16 protein-coding genes are annotated in these 19,231 nt (G+C 61.7%); 5 read left to right on the plus strand and 11 right to left on the minus strand.

Going from position 1 to position 19,231, the window contains the following annotated elements; translation table 11 throughout:
• Nucleotides 1–4 precede the first annotated feature (4 nt).
• Together ACQZ60_RS16420 and ACQZ60_RS16425 are read right to left on the minus strand one after the other, a co-directional pair.
• Nucleotides 5–1,009: an inorganic phosphate transporter gene (locus ACQZ60_RS16420; RefSeq protein WP_003521775.1), complete on the minus strand. Its 1,005-nt coding sequence runs from the start codon at nt 1,007–1,009 to the stop codon at nt 5–7.
• Nucleotides 1,009–1,653, minus strand: a complete 645-nt coding sequence (locus ACQZ60_RS16425; protein WP_065657646.1) for a DUF47 domain-containing protein — start codon at nt 1,651–1,653, stop codon at nt 1,009–1,011. Before ACQZ60_RS16425 ends, ACQZ60_RS16420 begins: the two co-directional genes overlap by 1 nt.
• Before the next feature lie 113 nt (nt 1,654–1,766).
• Here ACQZ60_RS16425 and ACQZ60_RS16430 point away from each other — a divergent pair, with 113 nt between their 5' ends.
• Complete coding sequence (locus tag ACQZ60_RS16430; RefSeq protein ID WP_448735639.1) at nt 1,767–2,309, plus strand: NUDIX hydrolase; 543 nt, start codon at nt 1,767–1,769, stop codon at nt 2,307–2,309.
• 238 nt (nt 2,310–2,547) lie between these two features.
• Here ACQZ60_RS16430 and ACQZ60_RS16435 read toward each other — a convergent pair whose 3' ends face one another.
• Nucleotides 2,548–5,700, minus strand: coding sequence for an efflux RND transporter permease subunit (locus tag ACQZ60_RS16435; protein ID WP_448735640.1), 3,153 nt, complete (start codon nt 5,698–5,700; stop codon nt 2,548–2,550).
• A 1-nt stretch (nt 5,701) separates the two neighbouring features.
• Nucleotides 5,702–6,862, minus strand: coding sequence for an efflux RND transporter periplasmic adaptor subunit (locus tag ACQZ60_RS16440; RefSeq protein ID WP_448735641.1), 1,161 nt, complete (start codon nt 6,860–6,862; stop codon nt 5,702–5,704).
• 276 nt (nt 6,863–7,138) lie between these two features.
• Here ACQZ60_RS16440 and ACQZ60_RS16445 point away from each other — a divergent pair, with 276 nt between their 5' ends.
• The 3 genes from ACQZ60_RS16445 to ACQZ60_RS16455 all read left to right on the plus strand — a co-directional run bounded on the left by ACQZ60_RS16445 (nt 7,139) and on the right by ACQZ60_RS16455 (nt 10,131).
• On the plus strand, nt 7,139–7,813 hold the full coding sequence (locus ACQZ60_RS16445) for a response regulator transcription factor (protein WP_125146890.1): 675 nt from the start codon (nt 7,139–7,141) through the stop codon (nt 7,811–7,813).
• The gene (locus tag ACQZ60_RS16450; RefSeq protein WP_448735642.1) at nt 7,810–9,144 is read left to right on the plus strand and encodes a sensor histidine kinase; all 1,335 of its coding nucleotides are present in this window, start codon (nt 7,810–7,812) and stop codon (nt 9,142–9,144) included. The genes ACQZ60_RS16445 and ACQZ60_RS16450 overlap by 4 nt, the downstream gene beginning before the upstream one ends.
• 108 nt (nt 9,145–9,252) lie before the next feature.
• Entirely contained in the window at nt 9,253–10,131 is an 879-nt protein-coding gene (locus ACQZ60_RS16455; RefSeq protein ID WP_448735643.1) for a DUF3313 domain-containing protein, read from the plus strand.
• Between the two features lie 2 nt (nt 10,132–10,133).
• On the opposite strand, the gene ACQZ60_RS16460 is transcribed toward ACQZ60_RS16455, so the two are convergent.
• The 7 genes from ACQZ60_RS16460 to ACQZ60_RS16490 form a co-directional block, all read right to left on the minus strand.
• Nucleotides 10,134–11,006, minus strand: coding sequence for a sugar phosphate isomerase/epimerase family protein (locus ACQZ60_RS16460; protein WP_448735644.1), 873 nt, complete (start codon nt 11,004–11,006; stop codon nt 10,134–10,136).
• On the minus strand, nt 11,006–12,211 hold the full coding sequence (locus ACQZ60_RS16465; RefSeq protein WP_448735645.1) for an NAD(P)/FAD-dependent oxidoreductase: 1,206 nt from the start codon (nt 12,209–12,211) through the stop codon (nt 11,006–11,008). The genes ACQZ60_RS16460 and ACQZ60_RS16465 overlap by 1 nt, the downstream gene beginning before the upstream one ends.
• A gap of 57 nt (nt 12,212–12,268) precedes the next feature.
• The gene (locus ACQZ60_RS16470; protein ID WP_174040582.1) at nt 12,269–13,213 is read right to left on the minus strand and encodes a substrate-binding domain-containing protein; all 945 of its coding nucleotides are present in this window, start codon (nt 13,211–13,213) and stop codon (nt 12,269–12,271) included.
• A gap of 75 nt (nt 13,214–13,288) precedes the next feature.
• Nucleotides 13,289–13,600: a MocE family 2Fe-2S type ferredoxin gene (locus tag ACQZ60_RS16475; RefSeq protein WP_020809312.1), complete on the minus strand. Its 312-nt coding sequence runs from the start codon at nt 13,598–13,600 to the stop codon at nt 13,289–13,291.
• On the minus strand, nt 13,597–14,631 hold the full coding sequence (locus tag ACQZ60_RS16480; protein ID WP_174000675.1) for a sterol desaturase family protein: 1,035 nt from the start codon (nt 14,629–14,631) through the stop codon (nt 13,597–13,599). The genes ACQZ60_RS16475 and ACQZ60_RS16480 overlap by 4 nt, the downstream gene beginning before the upstream one ends.
• A gap of 172 nt (nt 14,632–14,803) precedes the next feature.
• Nucleotides 14,804–15,805, minus strand: coding sequence for a LacI family DNA-binding transcriptional regulator (locus ACQZ60_RS16485; protein ID WP_448735646.1), 1,002 nt, complete (start codon nt 15,803–15,805; stop codon nt 14,804–14,806).
• Between the two features lie 34 nt (nt 15,806–15,839).
• Nucleotides 15,840–16,745 carry a hydrogen peroxide-inducible genes activator gene (locus tag ACQZ60_RS16490; RefSeq protein WP_174040585.1) on the minus strand — a complete coding sequence of 302 codons (906 nt, stop codon included), beginning with the start codon at nt 16,743–16,745 and terminating at the stop codon, nt 15,840–15,842.
• 211 nt (nt 16,746–16,956) lie between these two features.
• Between ACQZ60_RS16490 and katG the strand changes: the two genes are divergently transcribed.
• On the plus strand, nt 16,957–19,128 hold the full coding sequence (gene katG / locus ACQZ60_RS16495) for a catalase/peroxidase HPI (protein ID WP_174040587.1): 2,172 nt from the start codon (nt 16,957–16,959) through the stop codon (nt 19,126–19,128).
• Nucleotides 19,129–19,231 lie beyond the last annotated feature (103 nt).

Consider the following 19,231-nt stretch of genomic DNA (forward strand, 5'->3'; position numbering starts at 1 on the left):
AGCGTCAGCCGAACAGCGACGTCAGCCCGTAAACCGCGGCGGAGATCAGCGCAGCCGCCGGCATGGTCACGATCCAGGCGATGACGATATTGCCGGCAAGGCCCCAGCGCACCGCCGAGACGCGGCGGGCAGCGCCGACACCGACGATGGCGCCGGTGATCGTGTGGGTGGTGGAGACCGGAATGCCGAGCCATGTTGCACCGAACAGCGTCAGCGCACCGCCGGTTTCGGCGCAGAAACCCTGCATCGGGTTCAGCCGGGTGATCTTCGATCCCATCGTATGGACGATGCGCCAGCCGCCGAACAGCGTGCCGAGCGCCATGGCCGACTGGCAGGAAATCACCACCCAGAAGGGCACGTAGAAGCTCTCGCCCAGATGTCCCTGGCTGAAGAGCAGCACGGCAATGATGCCCATGGTCTTCTGCGCGTCGTTGCCGCCGTGTCCCAGCGAATAAAGCGAGGCGGAGATGAACTGCATCACGCGGAACGTGCGGTCCACGGCAAAGGGCGTCTGCCGCACGAACAGCCAGGAGACGGTGAGCACCAGAAGCAGGGCGAGGAAGAAGCCGATGGCTGGCGACATGAAGATGGCGCCGACGGTCTTCAGCAGGCCCGACCAGACGATGGAATTGAAACCCACCTTCGCAAATCCCGCACCGACGAGCCCGCCGATCAGCGCGTGCGACGAGCTGGAGGGAATGCCGAAAATCCAGGTGACGATGTTCCAGACGATGGCGCCGATCAGCGCCGCGAAGATCACCTGCGGCGATACGATGGCCGGATCGATGATGCCGGTGCCGAGCGTTTCGGCCACATGCAGGCCGAAGAACAGGAAGGCGATGAAATTGAAGAAGGCCGCCCAGGCGACCGCATATTGCGGGCGCAGCACACGGGTGGAGACGATGGTGGCGATGGAATTGGCGGCATCGTGCAGGCCGTTCAGAAAATCGAAGAACAGCGCGATGGCGATAAGGCCGATTAGCAGCGGCAGGGCAAGTGCGACATCCATCAGACGTTCTCGATAACGATGCCGCTGATCTCGTTGGCCACATCCTCGAAGCGGTCGACGACCTTTTCGAGTTCGCCGTAGATCTCGCTGCCGATCATATAGGCCATGGCATTGCCGCTTGCGCCGTGGCGGCGGAAGAGGTCCTTGAGACCCAGATCGTGAAGTTCGTCGGAGCGGCCTTCAACGCGGGTCACCTCTTCGGCGATGGATGACAGGCGCTGCGCATTCGTGCCGACCTTGTTGAGAAGCGGAATGGCTTCCGCGATGAGGCCGGCTGCGCGCACGATCTCATGCCCCATTTCCTTCATGAGCGGATCGAATTCCGTTTGCTCGAAAAGACGGATGGTCTTGACGGTCTTGTGCATCATGTCGATGGCGTCATCCATCGACTGGATGAGATCCTTGATGTCGCCGCGGTCGAAGGGGGTGATGAAGCTGCGCCTGACGGCGAGCAGCACCTCGCGGGTGATGTCGTCCGCCTGGTGTTCAAGGGCGACGATGAGGTCGCAGTTCTTCTCGACGTCGATGCCGCTCAATAGTTGGTCAAGGGCCTCGGCCGCTTTGATGACGGTTTCGGAATGTTTGCTGAACATGTCGAAGAAACGGTCCTCGCGCGGCATCAGCTTGCGAAAAATACTCATCATGCGAATTGGCCCTCAATGGCGCTTTATTAGTTGTGTGGGGTGATTGTCATAAAACTGTCATAAATGCACGCGGGGCATTGATGCAACCCGGAAAATCAGCACTATCAACGGATATGAAACCCACCAAGAAAAGCCGGAAAACCCGCCCGGCTCGTGCACTGACATTGCTCCAGCAGCTTGCTGCGGTTCCGGAAAAGCTCTTCACAGGCGCTTTCCGGCAGCAATATGCCGCGCTCTGCTTCCGTTATACCGGCAATGGCGAGGATGTTGAAATCCTCCTCGTCACGTCTCGTACCAGCGGACGCTGGATCATTCCGCGCGGCTGGCCGATGAAACGCAAGAAGCCGCACGAGGCGGCGGCAATCGAGGCGTGGGAGGAGGCCGGCGTGCGGGGCCGGGTGAAAAAGAATGCGGTTGGCCGCTATACCTATCTCAAGATGCTAGACAATGGCGATGTCGTTCCCTGCATGGTCGATGTGTTCCAGATAGAGGTGACGGAGGCGGAAACCAGTTTCAAGGAACGCGGTGAACGCCTGCTGGAATGGGTGCGCCCGGATGAGGCGGCAAGGCGCGTTCGCGATATCGAACTGAAGTCGCTTCTTGTCGATTTTCGTCCGAAGGGCAAAAAGAAGCGTCAGGGCAGCGAGAGGCCGTAACCGCACCCGTCCGGCATCCGCTCCTGTGCCCAGGACTGTAATGCCGCCGCAATGGGCCCTCTCCAACCTTGCCTGATGATTGTCGTCAGGTGCCGTTGCATGAAACCATGTCGTTCCGCTCTCCGCTTTTTATTGCGTTATCTCCATCCCATCATCGTCCTCGCCGTGCTTCTGGCGGGGCCAGCCGCCATTCTCCTGCTGAGGTGACGGCAGCCCCATAGATGCAAAACCGGCCTTTTCAGGCCGGCTGCTTTTGGGAAGGTTCCGCCTGATGGTTCGAATGCCCCGTTTCATCCGGCGCTTTCGGCAACAGGCGGGCAAAACGCCTGACGATGCTGTCTATATAGGACAGGATGGTCGGCACCACGATCAGGGTCAGCAGCGTGGAACTGATGAGGCCGCCAACCACCGCATGAGCCATCGGCGCACGCTGCGCGCCACCGCCGCCGACGGCGAGACCAAGCGGGATCATGCCGAAGATCATCGCAAGCGTCGTCATGATGATCGGGCGGAAGCGGATGACGCCGGCATTTTCCAGCGCCTCGTTCAGCGAAAGCCCACGCCGCCGCTCGCGATTGGCGAAATCGACCAGCAGGATGCCGTTTTTGGTCACGAGGCCCATCAGCATGATGAAGCCGATCAGCGAGAACATGTTGATCGTGCTGCCGGCCACCATCAGCCCGATGAGGACGCCGACAAGCGAAAGCGGCAGGGACGCCATGATGGCGAGCGGTTGCATGAAACTGCCGAATTGCGAGGCGAGCACGATATAGATGAAGATGACGGCCATGGTAAGCGCCGTGGCCATGTGGCCGATGGTCTCCTGCATGGTTTCGGCGTCACCGCCGAAGCGGATGCGATAGCCGTTCGGCAGGTCAAGACCGGCGGTCAGGCCCTGCAACGTCTCCGTCACCTCGCCAAGCGTGCGGCCGGCGATATTGGCCGAAACCAGTATTTCGCGGCGATTGTCGATACGGCGGATTTCGGCGGGGGCCGGCATGATGCCGATATCGGCGACCTGATCGAGACGCACCATCAGCGGCGCGCCGTTCGCGGCCGTGCGGCCGGTTGCGATCATCAATTCACCGAGACCTGCAGCATCGGACCGCCGCTCGACGGGCAGGCGGATGACGATATCGTAGCTGTTGCCGTCCGCATCCGTCCATTTCGACACATCCTCGCCGCCGATGAGGGGGGAAAGCGCTGCGGCAAGATCGGAGCGGGCAATGCCGAGATCGCTCGCCGCCGCAGGCTTCAGGCGGACCGAAAGAATGGAAGTCACATCCTTGGCGCTGGAGGTCACATCCACGAGTCCGGGGATTTTCTTCATGTCTTCGACCAGACCGGTGGCGATTTTTTCGAGGACCGCCCGGTCGTCGCCGAGGATGCTGAGCTGCACCGGGCTTTCGCCGCCGCCAAGGCCATTCTGCAGGATCGTGACCTCTATGCCGGGTATGGCTGACAGGCGTTTGCGAACCGGTTCGGCAAGGGAGAGCGGGGTTCGGCTCCGCATATCGAGCGGCACCAGCCCCACCAATATGGCGGCGCGATGTTTTCCGGCGGCGCCGCCGGTATTGACGGTGGAATAGAGCGTCTCGACTTCCGGAAATTCCTTCAGCGCCTTTTCGACCTGCCGCACCTTCGTTGTCGTATAGTCCAGCGAAGAGCCGACCGGCGCGGTAATATTGACCTGAAAGCGGCCCTCATCGGCATTCGGAACGAATTCCGTGCCGACCAGCGGCACCATGAACAGGCTGCCGATAAAGATGCCCGACGTGACAAGCAGGGTGACGAGCCGATGCCGCAGGGTCCAGCCGATTGCACGGCGATATTGCCCGGCCATCCATTCGAAGCCGTGGTCGAAACGGGCGATCAGGCGGCCCACGGGCCCGCGCTTCGCATCGGGCTGGGCGTCCGGATCGTACCAGACGCTGGACAGCATCGGGTCGAGCGTGAAGGCGACGAAGAGCGAGATCAGGACGGCGGCGGAAACGGTGACGCCGAATTCGTAGAAAAACCGGCCGACAATGCCGTCCATGAAGGCGACCGGCAGGAAAACTGCCACGATTGTCGCCGTTGTTGCGATTACCGCAAGCCCGATTTCATTGGTGCCGTCGAGGGCCGCACGCAGATGCGATTTACCCATGTGAAGATGGCGGGTGATGTTTTCGCGCACCACGATGGCGTCATCCACCAGAATGCCGATGGAAAGCGTCAGCGCCAGCAGGCTGAGCGTATTGAGCGTGAAGCCGAGGACATGGATCACCGCGAGCGTGCCGATGATTGCTATCGGCAATGTCAGCCCGGTAATCACCGTGCTGCGCCAGGAATTGAGGAACAGGAAGACGATGACGACGGCGAGCGCCGCACCTTCGATCAGCGTCGTCTGTACCTGATTGACGGATTCGCGGATGGGTATCGACGCATCCGTGACGATGCGCAATTGCACGTTCTGCGGGGCAAGCTCGGCATTGAGCGCATCGAGGCGCTTCCTCACATCTGTTGCGACCTGAACCGTATTGGCGTCCTGAACCTTGACGATGTCGATCGCCAGCGCCGTCTGGCCATTATAGAGGGCGCGGTTTTCGGCATCGGCTGCCCCTTCGGAAAGCGTTGCGACATCGCGAAGCGCAATGGCCGCGCCGCCGCGCCTTGCCACGACCATATCCAGCAGCGCCTGCGGTTTCTCGATACGCCCCTGCACCTGGATCGTGCGTTCGGAGACGGGATCGACGACGCTTCCGGCCGGGCTGTTGCTGTTGCCGGTGCGCAGCGCATTCACCACCTCGTTGATGCCGATTCCAAGGGCGCGCATGCGCGTCTCGTCGATTGTCACATCGATCTGCCGTTTGCGCGCGCCGACCAGCGTTGCCTGGCCGACGCCGGCAACCGTCGTCAACTGCCGCACCACCTTCTGGTCGGCAAGGCTGGTGAGGGCGGGCACATCGAGCGATGTCGAACTGATCGCCACCGACAGGATCGGCTCGGCGGCGGGGTCGAACCTCGATATGACGGGCTTTTTGGCGTCTTCGGGAAAATTCGCCTCGATGGCGGCGATCTTGTCGCGCACCTCCTGCGCGGCGGCTGAACTGCGGACCTCGAGCTTGAATTTCGCGACGACGACGGAGCGCCCCTCATAAGAGGTGGAGGTGACCTCATCGAGACCGCCAATGGCGTTCAGCGCATCCTCGACCGGGCGTGTCACCTCGGTTTCCACCGTCTCCGGCGTCGCGCCGGGATAAGAGGTGACGACCACCACCACGGGAACGTCGACATTGGGATATTGGTCCAGCCCAAGCCGTTGCAGGGAGAAGGCGCCCATAACCAGAAGCGCCACCATCATCATGGTGGCGAAAACGGGATGGGTAACGGATATGCGGGTCAAGAACATTTCAGCCTGCCTTGTCGACGGTGACGGCCATATCGGACCGCAATTGTGGAAGCGGCGCGGTCAGGATGGTCTCGCCATCCTTCAACCCGGCGGCAATCTCGATCAGGTTGCCGCCGTTCCAGCGCGCTCCCACCGTGACTGTCTGGCGGCGAAGATGGCCGTCCTGCACCTTGAGCACATGATAACCGGCCTCATCCTTGCGCAGCGCGATGGCGGGAACGACGAGCGCATCGTTTTTCTCGCGCAGCAGAATCGATCCGCTGGCGAACATTCCGCCCCACAGCCGGCCGTCACGATTGGCAAGCCGCAGATAGACGGCGATGAAGCGGGTGCCGTCTTCGGCAACCGGGCTGATGCGGTCGACCGTGCCTTTGACGATCTGGCCGCCAAGGCCGTCAATTTCCAGTTCCGCCGTCTGGCCGAGGGCGACGCGCGGAACATCGCGCGTCGCGACAAGAACCTTCGCCTCCAGCACGCTGGTATCGACCAGCGTGAGAAGCTCGCCATCCGCACCGACACGCGATCCCGCCTCGGCAAGCCGCCGGGTGACGGTGCCGCCGAAGGGCGCGCGGATTTCGGCATTGCGAAGGGCGAGGCGTGCAATATCCGCCTGCGCCGAGAGGCTCTGGAGCCTTGCCGTCTTCACCGCCACATCGCTTTTCGCCTTGTCGAGCTGTTCTGCCGAAGCGATGTTTTTCAGCGCAAGCTGTTCGGTTCTCGTCAGGGCCTGCATTGCCAGCATCAGCTCGGCCTCGGCCGCATCCCGGTCGCTCTGCCGCAGCAAAAGCGTCGATTGCAGCTCGTCGGTTTCGAAACGCACGAGCAGCTCGCCCGCCTGTACCGCGTCTCCGTCGCGGACATTCATCTCGACGATCTTGCCGGCTTCACGGGCGCGGATCACCACACGGGTGATGGGCTGAAGTTCGCCGCTGATGCCAAGCCGCTCCACCATCGGGCGCGTGCCGATCTTCGCCGTTTCGGTCGCCGTCAGTTCGAACGGAGTGCCTGCCGGGCTCATCGCGGCAGTCTCGACGAGCCCGTTCACGATGCCTTTGACACGCTCATTCGCATCGACACTGCCGCGCGCCGGATCGAGAGCGGTGACAACGAGAACGCAACCTGCAAGCGCGATCCCCGCCTTGATGGTTCTCTTCACCCACATGCTGAAATCCTTTCCATACCGGTACCGCCGCTCAGGCGGTTACATTGCCTCTCTTGAGGCGTATGGCATCTGGATAGGTGTCCATAATTGCAGCAGCATTACCCTTGCGAACGCAGCTGCTTAAACAGCAGGGTCTGATGTTCCATCGCCCTGATTTCATGCCTTTTCGGAGTGGAAACGGACATGCACGGGGTTGGAAATGCTCAGGTGTCTTCTTTGCCGCAATACTGCCGCAACCTTTCTGGCAGACAAGGGAATGCGAAGGGACGGTGACGCATGAGACTCCTGTTGATCGAAGACGAAAAGGCAATGGCGGATGCGCTGACGGCGACGCTCGGCAGGCAGGGCATCGTCATCGACCATACGATGTGGCTCGGCGATGCGATGGAGCTGACGCGCCAGCACGTCTATGACGCCATCCTGCTTGATCGCCGCCTGCCGGACGGGGAGGGACTTGCCTTCATTCCGCAGCTGCGCCACGCCGGCATTGACACGCCGATCATACTGTTGACGGCATTGAACGAACCGGAAGACCGCATCGCCGGACTGGATGGCGGCGCCGACGACTATCTCGGCAAGCCGTTTCTCGTCGGTGAGCTGCTGGCGCGGGTGCGTGCGGTTCTGAGACGGCCGGCAAATCTTGCGCCGGCCGAAATCACAGCCGGCCGCATCGTTATCGATCCGCTCCATCTCAGCGTCACGATCAATTCCGCTCCCTTCGATCTGCCAAGGCGCGAGCTTGCGATTCTCGTTGCGCTGGCAAAGCGCAAGGGCAAATCCGTGCTGCGTTCCACGCTTGAGGCGGCCGTCTACAATTACGAGGAAGAGATCCAGTCCAATGCGCTCGACGCGCATATATCGCGGCTGCGAAAACGCCTGTTCGATGCCTCCGCAGGCGTTGGCGTCCATAATATTCGCGGCATCGGTTATCTGTTGAAGGAAGAGGCATGAAAGCGCAGGGCACCTCCAACTCGTCCTTGTGGTGGAAACTGAGCTGGCAGCTCAGCGTCGTCGTCTCCGCCATGATTGCCGTGGTCATCATCGGTCTCTGCTTTTACGGCATGACGATGCTTTCGCCCAATATTGCCCTCTGGGACGACCTGTCGGCAACACTTGATGAATCGCTTTCCCTCGATCCGCAAAAAGGACTGGTCGTTACCAATGGCCCGGCATTGCAGGCCCTGAAGGCGGAGAACTCAACGCTCTGGTTCGTGGCTTCCACGCTGGACGGGCGGGTGGCGAGCTATGGCGCCGTGCCTGCCGTTTATGAGGAATTGTCGCCGTATCTGCATTTGCTGACGGATGCCGATATTCGCGGCGGAAAGGGCGTCTCCGAGGTCGCCCTGGTTGAAAGCATGGAGACGAAGTGGGGTTCCGTCAGGGTCATGTTCGGCGGAACCACGCATATGAGGGGGCAGTTTTTGGCGCTCCTTGCCGGAACCTACAAGATTTACGTTCCCCTCCTGGCTGTCATCTTGCCTGCCGTGTTCTTCTCGGTTCCCCGCATCGTGCGCGAGGCGCTTGCCGGCCTCAATTCCGTCGTCAAAAAGGCTCCCGAGATCGATCCGCGCCGGCCGGGCTCGAAGCTTCCGGTCGAGGATGTGCCGCGGGAGGTGGTACCCCTGATCCTTGCCTTCAACGGCATCCTCGAACGGCTTGAAGAGCAATTTCGGGCGCGGCAGCGTTTTCTCATCGATGCGGCGCATGAGCTGAGAACGCCGATTGCGATCATGCAGACCCGGATAGAGGGCCTGCCGGGGCCGCAGCAGCAACGCCTGATGGAGGATGTCGCGCGGCTTGGGGAAACCACGGAGCAGCTTCTCGCCTTCGAAAGAAACGATCAGGTGAACGACCGGCGCGAAACGCTGGACCTCGTCGAGACGGCGCGCACTGTCGTTGCCGATCTCGCGCCGCTCGCGCTTGCGGCGGGCTACGATATCTCCTTCGAAACGCAGGTCGCGCGATATGAAATACTGGGCAACCCGTTCACGCTGCCGCGCGCCATCAGCAACATCGTGCGCAACGCCATCGACCATGGCGGGAACAGGGGGATGATCCACGTCTCGATTCTCGCCAGTGGCGAGATCGCGGTTTCCGATGAGGGACAGGGGATAGCCGAAGATCAGCGGGAGCGGATTTTCGAGCCCTTTTATCGCGTTACACCGCGCAGCACCGGGGCCGGCCTTGGCCTCAGCCTCGTCAAGCAGATCGTCGCCAACCATAACGGGCGAATCTTTCTGGACAGCAGCGCCTTCGGAAGCACCTTCCGGTTACGTTTCTGATCCTGCGTTGCGCGCGCTTTCAGGGGCGGGCAATTGTAATGTTGCCGCAATTTTCGCTGTCGTACCGTGTGGGGCACAGGATCAACCATGCCAACTGGAGTACGTGCAGTGAAACAACAGTGCAGTCTGTTTGCCCGGGCTTCCGGCGACAGGGCCTCCCGCAGTCGCGGCGTCGCCTTCGCCACCTTGCCCTTTGCCATCATCATGTCCGGCTGCACGTCCGTGCCGCTCAAGGAAGGCGGTACGCTGACCTCTTATGCGCAACTCAGCCCGGTCAAGGGCAAGTTCACCAAATCGCGCACCTTCGTGGACGCCAACGGACTGGCCGGCGTCAAGACCGTCGCCATCGTGCCGACCACCTTCTCCTTTGCGGCCTCGTCACGGGTCACATTGGAAAAGGACCGTGTCCTTGTTTCGAATGCGCTGGATCGCGCCATCTGCGTGGCGCTCAGCGATAAATACCGGATTGCCGCGCTGGGCCAGCCGGCGGACATGACGGTGCGCACGGTCATCACCGATCTGGTGCCGACCGATAAGACCATGGCCGGGGTATCGACGGCCGTGACGCTCGGCAGCGGCTTCGTCCTGCCGGTCAGCGTGCCGCGTCTTCCATTCGGGCTTGGCGGCCTCGCCGTCGAGGCGGAGGCGGTGGACAGCACCGGCGTCCAGCGCGCTGCGGCCGTCTGGTCCAAGGGAGCGAATTCCATCACGGGCAACGCCCGCGTCTCGGAAATCGGGGATGCCTACGAGCTTGCCGCCGATTTCTCCAACTACTTCTCGCGCATTCTGGTGACAGGCAAGGTCTCGGACGGGCTGAACCTCTCTATCCCCTCCGGCCATCGAATCCGGTCCGCCCTGGGTGGAAAACCGAAATATGTCGAATGCGATGCCTATGGCCGGTCGCGCGGCCTGCAGGGCATGGTGGCCGACAAGTTCGGTGCGCCACCCGAATGGACCGACAGATCCGCAAAGGCCGCGTCGCGATAAGATCAGCGGTTGATATCGGAGACGGTCGCGATCCCGCTCGCAGAATGAGCGGTTTGCGCCCATAGTGTCTGCGCCATCGTCTTGAGTTGCAGCGATTCCACCCATCTGTCGGTGGAATCGCTGCCGTCCCGGCCGGTGATGGCATAGGGGCTGGGGCCGAGTTCACAGGTGAAGACCAGCTCACCATTATCTGGCGCAAGCGATCGCCAGTGGCGGAATCCATAGTCCCACCAGTTCAGAAACAGATCGACCCATGGGCGGTGATGGGCGAAGGAAATCTCGATCTGGATTTGCTCGCAGGAGCCGATCCGTCCGTGAAAGGCCTGCGCATTGCGAAGGATGCGGCGGATCTGCCGCTGGCTTTCATCTTCGACTGGAAAGGCGAATTCGCGGGCAACGAGATAGTGGGACAGATCGGCCAGCAGCGGCAGTTCGGGCCGCCGTTCCAGAAGGTCGAGCGTGAACAGGAGATCGCTGGTCATCCGGTTGCGATGGGTTTCGATGAAGACGGGAACGCCCGCCTCTTCGGCAAGCCGCATCCAGCCGTCGAGAAGCGGCAGGCAATCTTCCACCCGGCGCGGACGGATATCCGCCTGCAGATCGATATGGCTGACGGGAAACTCCTGCGCCAGCGCCAACGTGTGGCGCAGATCCTCGATACTGCGCGGAAAGCAGACACCTTCAATCCGAAGGCCCGTGCCACGGATCGCGCTGTTGAGACGCAACACATCTGCACGGTCGGTATAATGCGCGCTGACGCCATCGAAACCGGCTGCGGCGATCCGGGCTATGTTTTCCTCAAGACCTGGTTCATGGCTGTCGCCGGAGAGCCTTTCCATGGCCCACAGCGATTGAAAGACGAGCAGCTTCTGCATCAGGCCGCCCGTGCGCTTTTCAGCAATGATTTGAGATTGACGCCGGGGTCGGCAAGAGCCGACGGATCGGGATTGATGCCGGCGACGATCAGCATCTCGGCCAGTTTGATGTCTCTGGCGACGCTGTTGCCGACGCCCAGCCCGGCGGCGGCGACAAGGCGGCCGTCCTGAAGGTAGAATTCCAGTTCGCCATCGCCCAGCGGTCGGGTGACGCTCTGATGCTCCGGCTGCGGCAGGCCCGCGACCTGAAGGCCGAGATCATATTGATCCGACCAGAACCAGGGCAGGGCGGCGAAGGCCTCGTTTGCGCCAAGAATGTTATGCGCTGCGACCTCCGCCTGGCTGCGGGCATTGCGCCAGCTTTCAAACCGGATATGTCCGCCGGCGGCTTGCGAGACGGCCGCGCAATCGCCCGCCGCGAAGATATGGGGATCGCTGGTGCGCAGGAAAGCATCGGTCAGAATGCCGTTTCCGATCGCAAGCCCAGCCGTTTGCGCCAATGCGACATTGGGCAGGACGCCGATGGCGGAGACGACTATATCGGCCGGTACGCGCGCGCCTTCGGTAAGCAAAACTGCTTCCGGCGTGATTTCCGAAACGCCCTTTCCCAGATGGAAATTCACGCCCTCTTCGAGATGGCGCTTGTGTATCCTTTCGGCAAAACGCGGGGGAACCGCACGGCCGAGCGGCCGTGTTGCGGCCTCGATAATGTTGACCGCAAGCCCCTTGCCGCGCAGAACCGCCGCAAGTTCCATTCCGATCAGCCCGCCGCCGATGATCGCAATCCGGGCGCCGCTATTTGTGCGGGAGAAAATCGCCTGCGCATCCGCGTGGGTGCGGAAATCCAGCGCCAGCCCCGCGCCGGGGCATGTTAATTTTCGCGGCTGTGCCCCGGTTGCAAGCAGCAGCCTGTCATAGCCGAGCGTCCACCCGTCATCAAGTGTCACAAGACGGTCTTTCACATCGATCCGGGTCGCCGATACGCCCTGACGATAGGAGATGCGGGCAGCCTCCAGTGCTCCGTCGCCGCAGATGGGTTTCATCCGCACCGCACCTTCGAGCGGTTTGGAGAGCGGGGGCCGTTCATAGGGTGGGTGCGGCTCCGTGCCGACCAGCGTGACGTTGCCTGCAAAGCCCGCTTCGCGCAGCGCAAAGGCGGCACGTGTGCCCGCCTCGCCGGCGCCGATGATGACAATTGCGTCCATGGTATCTCCGTAAGAAGGGACCGGCGCGCTTTTCAGGGTGCACCGGCTGGGGGAGGATCAGTTTCGGCTGGCGTAGTCGGTCATGTTCTTCCGCGTCACCAGTTCGAACGGAACCATGACCTGTTTGTCGACCGGCGTGCCGCGTATCAGGGCGACGGCGGCATCGAGCGCGCTTGTCGATTGCCCCTTGGCGTTCTGGAACACCGTGGCGTCGAGATCGTCAGCGGCCATGGAGGCGAGACCGTCCGGCGTGGCGTCGATGCCGATGACGATCACATCGTCCATCGAAACGCTGGCCGCCTTCAGCGCCTGAACCGCGCCGATCGCCATCTCGTCATTATTGGCGAAGACGACGTCGATGGGCCGGCCGGCGGTGATCCAGTTGGTCGTCATGTCCATGGCGGTTGTCCGTGTCCAGGCGGCCGATTGCTCGTCGGCGATGGTGACGGCCTTGCAGTCGCCGGATGTGAGCGCCTGCTTGAAGGACGAGGTGCGGTCGCGTGAGGCCTGATGGGCAAGATCGCCCATCAATATATAGGCCTGCGCGTCGGCGGCCTTTCCCTTCTCCTTGAGCAGCGAACAGGCCGCTTCGCCGGCCAGCCGCCCCGCATCGGTTTCCCGTGAGCCGACATAGGCCTGCTTTTCCGGCAGTTTGGCGACATTGTCCGGTTCGAGATTGAGGTAGACCAGCGGAATGCCAGCCTTGGCTGCGGCATCGCTGATGCCGGGAGCGGCCGAGGTGTCTGCCAGCGTCACGATGATCGCGTCGACGTTTGCGGCGATGAAATTATTGACCTGGTTGAGCTGCTTGGAAATATCGGCCTGCGCGTCCTCGACCTGGATCTTGACGCCGTCGATCTCCGATGCCCGGGCGCCAAGCCCTTCGCGCAGCAGGGTCTGGAAATTATTGTCGAAGCTCTGCATTGAAACGCCGATGGTCTCGGCCGATGCCGTGCCGGCGAAAAGGACCGCCACAGCGGCCATGGTACAGATGGATTTCATGTTTGTCCTCCCTTGGGGCGCCGGGCCGCCCGGGTGCATTCCGGAGGCCCTTTCGGGCCTGCTCGAAAGCCCGGCCTAGCCGATGGTGATGCGTACTTCGCCGTCCACCACCTGCGCCGGATAGGTCTTCAGGTTTTCGCAGGCGGGCAGCCGCAGCGCCTCGCCGGTGCGATAATCGAAGGCGCCGGAATGCTTGGGACATTCCACCTCGAAATCCATCACCAGCCCTTCGGCGAGATGGATGGCCTCATGGGTGCAGAGGCCGGCTGTGCAATAAACGCTGTCATCCGGACCGCGGTAGATCGCATAGGTGCGTCCGGCGTGGTCGAAGCGGATCGCGCCTTCCTGTTCGATGTCTTCCAGTTTGCAGGCTGAAACCCAGTTCATTCGGCTGCCTCCCCGATGGTGTTGCGCGCCTTGCGGGCCGCGAGTTTTTCTTTGCGTTTGCGATAGCGTTCCTGCATGCGGGCTTCTCCCTCCGCCGAGCCGTCGTGCCAGGTGCCGAACCACCTATCGAGCGGGATGAGGGCGTCGCCGTAATTCACCTCGAAATATTTGTGGTGGAGGTAATGCGCATAGGCATGGCTATCGACCAGCTTGTCCTCGCCGATCTCGACCTTGTCGAAGCCGACATGGCCGGGGATCGCGCCGAAACCCGCATAATGCAGCTGGTAAAGCATGAGGACCGGGTTGGACGGCAGGACCAGGTGATAAAAGGCGGTGCCGAAATAAAGCAGATGCTCGACCGGATGCATGGATAGCGACGACCAGGGCGACGGGTTCACCGAATTGTGGTGGACGGAATGCACCCATTTATAAAGCAGCGGCGTGTGGATGAGCCGGTGAATGCAGAAGAAGTGAAATTCGTGGATGATCGGCACAACGAGCGCCACGGCTGCGAGCGTCCATGGATTTTCGGCAAAGCTGAGCCATGGCGCATAACCATTGGCATAGGCCCACAACATCGCCACTTCGATGGCGGTCCAGATCGTCACGCCGGAAAGGAAGGTGCGCAGGATGTTGTCGAGGTTCTGGCTCTCGAACCAGAAGGCCTTGCTCTTCTGTTCGGCGGGAAATTTGCCGTTATATTTGAAGCGGTTTTCCTGCCGCTTCAGAATATAGAGATGGAGTTCGAAACCGCCGTAGAAGAGAAAGACGCAGACCGCATTGACCGCATAAAGCCAGGCGATCCAGCCGAAGCCAAGCGTGGCCATGGTTTCGACGGGCGGAATGACAAAGGCCCAGTAGCCGACTGCAGAAAGCGCGAAGATCGCATTCCACGGAAAAAAATAATGCGGCAGCCACTTTAAAAGCGCCACGAGGCGCGGCGGAAAGGCAAAGAGCGGTGCTGTTTCCACCGGCTGGTGGGGCGCCCAGTCGCCGCGCTTGTTACGCGTTCCATATTTCAGATCGTCCATAGCGCTCTCCTTCGGACGATCGCTCTCGATGCGCCCGCGCAAGTTTTCACGATGAAGAAGGGCGTCTGCACGCCATGGCCGCCGGCACTTCTCGCGCTCTGCGGCTTTCCTCCTTGAAGAGAAATTAGCAGGGTGGGCGGCGAACGCCGAAGCCTTCCTTGATCAAATCAGATCAAAGGCTTTCGGCGGTGATGGTGACGGAGCGAATGGGCGCGTTATCGGGTTCGATATCGGTGAGACCGATCCGGCGAAGGACGAGATCCAGCGCCCGGCGGGCCTGCGCCTCGGGGGCCTGATCGAGCACGATATCCATGATGCCGTCATTCAGCGCCTTGCGGGTATAATCGGTCAATTCATGGCCGACGAAGAATATCTCGCTGCCGCGCGGATGCCGGCGAAGAACGTCGATCAGGGCGGCATTCGCGCCGCCGGCATTATAGAGTCCGGCCATGTCGGGATAGAGATCGAGCGCCATGCGCAGGGCCTCGGCGCCGTAATATTCGTCGTCGCGGGTAAAGCCCAGCCATTCGAAGCGATGTTCACCGGGACGATCTCGGAAGTAATCGGAAAAGCCACCGATACGGTCGCGGTGGACCTGATAGATCGGATGGCAGAGCGCGATGACCGGGCCGGGCTGGCGTGCCATGCGGGTGATGAAATGCGCCGCCGTCCGTCCCGCCGCGCCATTGTCGATGCCGATGAATTCGCCCTTTTCCGCCGAAGCGCGCGTGACGACATGCACGACCGGCACGCCGCGCGCCACCGCCGCCTCGACGGCGGCGCTAACCGCCGGGCTGCTCGGACTGGCGAGGATAAGGCCCGCGCGCGCCTCTGCGGCGGCGGTGATGCGGCTCGCCAGCTCGTCCGGCTTCATCTCTTCGGCGAAGCTGCGGTGGACAACGACGAGAGGGTCGAGCGTTGCCGCAATTCTTTCGAAGGCCTTGGAAAGCCGCCGGTAAAAGGTGGTGTCCGGGCGTACCATCAGCACTTCTATGCGCAAGAGGCCTCGGTGGGTCTCCGGCAGGGTGCGCGGATAATCCAGTGTGCGTGCGGCAAGAACGACCTTTTCCACGAGTTCGGCACGAACGCCGCCGCGCCCGTTTAGCACCCGCTCGACCGTGGCGGTTCCAACGCCTGCGAGGCGGGCGATATCGCGGTAATTCGGCCTGCTCACATTCGCTTTCCTGATATTGATGTGTCTGTCGTCTTCAAGACTGGCCGAGTTTCTGAAGGCCGCATTCGCGGACGATTTCGGCGATATGGCTGAACTGCGCCGAGAGCGGATTGCTCTTGCGCCACACCATGCCGATGGTGCGCGACGGGCGCGGTTCCGCCAGCCGGAACACCGAGACGGTGGATTGCCGTGTCTCCATATCGACGGCCATCTGCGGAATGAGTGTGACGCCGATGCCGGCGCCGACCATCTGCACGAGGGTGGAGAGCGAGGAGCCTTCCATCAGCACGCGCGGCGGCGCATTGGTCGTGCTGCAGAAGGAAAGCGCCTGGTTGCGGAAGCAATGGCCTTCTTCCAGCAGCAGCAGGCGCATTTCGCCCAGCTTGTCGGCGCTCGGCACCGGCATGCCCGCATCCTCCATCGGCCGCACCAGAATGAATTCCTCCGAAAACAGCGGAACCTCCTCCAGCGCCGGTTCCGAGACGGGCAGGGCGACGATCGCCATGTCGAGCCGGGCTTCGAGAAGGTCTTCGATGAGCTTCTGTGTCACCGCCTCGCGCGGGCGTGCTTCCAGTCCGGGATAATGCCGGGTCAGCGTCTTGATCACCTGCGGCAAAAGATAGGGCGCGACGGTGGGAATGACACCGATGCGCAGGCGACCGCTGAGAGGGCCGTGCCCCGCACGCGCCAGATCCTGCAACTCGTCCACCGAACGCAGGATGGCCCGGGTGCGTTCCGCAAATTCCTCGCCAAGCGCGGTCAGCCTGATCTGGCGGCTGCCGCGTTCGACGAGCGGCGCACCGATCAATTCCTCCAGTTCCCGGATCTGCAAAGATAGTGCAGGTTGGGAAATCGCGCACGCCTCCGCCGCCCGACCGAAATGGCCGATCTTGGCCAGAGCGTCGAAATAACGGAGATGTTTCATGGAGAGCGCAATCATAAGCTCAGCATATCGCAGCCTTTAGAATATACAATTGGAAATTATGGAACCCGGCTGTTAGTCATCTTCATGACAGAAAGAAGCTGTAGCTGTGAGAGATCACCAGCGTCGCTGCACGGTTTTCCCATGACCTGCCGCTGGCTCTGGCTCTCAGCGCTGCACGTGTCGAATTGATTATTTCGTTTAATTGTTAAACCCATCGGAGGGCGAAATGGACGCAACTTCAAAACCGGCTGGCAAGTGTCCTGTCATGCATGGAGGCAACACGGCCTCGGGTAAATCGGTGACCGAATGGTGGCCGAATGCGCTGAACCTCGACATCCTGCACCAGCACGACACCAAGACCAATCCGCTCGGCACCTCCTTCAACTATCGCGAAGCCCTGAATACGCTCGATGTCGAAGCGTTGAAGGCCGATCTGCGTGCACTTATGACCGACAGCCAGGACTGGTGGCCGGCGGACTGGGGCAGCTATGTGGGCATGATGGCGCGCGTTACCTGGCATGCCGCGGGTTCCTACCGTGTGACTGACGGCCGCGGCGGCGCCAATACCGGCAACCAGCGTTTTGCGCCGCTCAATTCCTGGCCGGACAACGTCAACACCGACAAGGGCCGCCGCCTCCTGTGGCCGATAAAAAAGAAATACGGCAACAAGATTTCCTGGGCAGACCTGATCGCGCTCGCCGGCACCATTGCCTATGACGTCGCCGGTCTGAAGACCTTCGGCTTCGCTTTCGGCCGCGAAGATATTTGGGCTCCGGAAAAGGACACCTATTGGGGTGATGAAAAGGAATGGCTGGCGCCGAGCGACGGCCGTTACGGCGACGTGACCAAGCCCGCGACGCTGGAAAACCCGCTCGCTGCCGTGCAGATGGGCCTCATCTACGTCAACCCGGAAGGCGTGAACGGCAAGTCCGATCCGCTGGCGACGGCGGCGCAGATGCGCGAAACCTTCGCCCGCATGGGCATGGATGACGAGGAAACCGTCGCTCTCACCGCCGGCGGCCATACCATCGGCAAATCGCATGGCAATGGCAGCGCCGCCAACCTCAGCCCCGATCCGGAAGCAGCAGGCCCGGAATTTCAGGGTCTCGGCTGGATCAACACCAAGGGCCGCGGCATCGGTCGCGACACCGTGGTATCCGGCATCGAGGGCGCGTGGACGAGCGAGCCGACCAAGTGGGACAACGGTTTCTTCGATATGCTGTTCAAGCATGAGTGGACTTTGACGCACAGCCCCGCCGGTGCATCGCAATGGGCGCCGATCACCATTGCCGAGGAAGACAAGCCTGTCGACGTCGAGGATGCCTCGATCCGCACCATTCCGATGATGACTGATGCCGACATGGCCCTGAAGGTCGACCCGATCTACCGCGAGATTTCGCTGAAGTTCAAGGACGATCAGGACCATTTCTCCGAGGTCTTCGCCCGTGCATGGTTCAAGTTGACCCACCGCGACATGGGGCCGAAGTCCCGTTATTTCGGCCCGGACGTTCCGGCGGAAGACCTGATCTGGCAGGATCCCATCCCCGCAGGCTCCACCAGCTACGATGTCGCCGCCGTCAAGGCGAAGATCGCGGCTTCTGGCCTTTCCGTTGCCGATCTGGTCTCGACAGCCTGGGACAGCGCCCGCACCTTCCGCGGTTCGGACAAGCGCGGCGGCGCCAATGGCGCGCGCATCCGCCTTGCACCGCAGAAGGACTGGGAAGGCAATGAGCCCGCCCGTCTTTCCCGCGTGCTCTCGGTTCTGGAACCGATTGCCCGTGAAACCGGCGCGAGCATTGCGGATGTGATCGTTCTGGCCGGCAATTACGGTGTGGAGCAGGCGGCGAAAGCGGCCGGCTTCGACATTGCCGTGCCTTTCGCGGCCGGCCGTGGCGATGCTTCCGCCGAGCAGACGGATGCCGACAGCTTTGCGCCGCTGGAGCCGCTGGCGGATGGTTTCCGCAACTGGGTCAAGAAGGACTATGTCGTCAGCCCCGAAGAACTGCTTCTGGACCGCGCGCAGCTTCTCGGCCTGACCGCGCCGGAACTCACCGTCCTCATCGGCGGTCTGCGCGTCATCGGCGCCAATTATGCCGGTACGGCGCATGGCGTGTTTACCGACAAGCCCGGCGCGCTGACGACGGACTTCTTCACGACGCTGACGGACATGGCCTATTCCTGGGTTCCGACCGGCAACAATCTCTATGAGATTCGTGACCGCAAGACTGGAGCCGCCAAGTACACGGCGACCCGCGTAGACCTCGTCATCGGTTCGAACTCCATCCTGCGCGCCTATGCGGAAGTTTATGCACAGGACGACAGCAGGGAGAAATTCGTGCGTGATTTCGTCGCCGCCTGGACCAAGGTGATGAACGCCGACCGTTTCGACCTTCTGTAAGCAAAGGCCGACTGTTTAATGATGATGCACCTCCCTGAGCGATCGGGGAGGTGTTTTTCTGTCTGGGTTGGCGAGGACGCATCAGCGACCGCTTGATCCGGCA

The sequence above is a fragment of the Agrobacterium sp. 22-223-1 genome, from assembly GCF_053522385.1.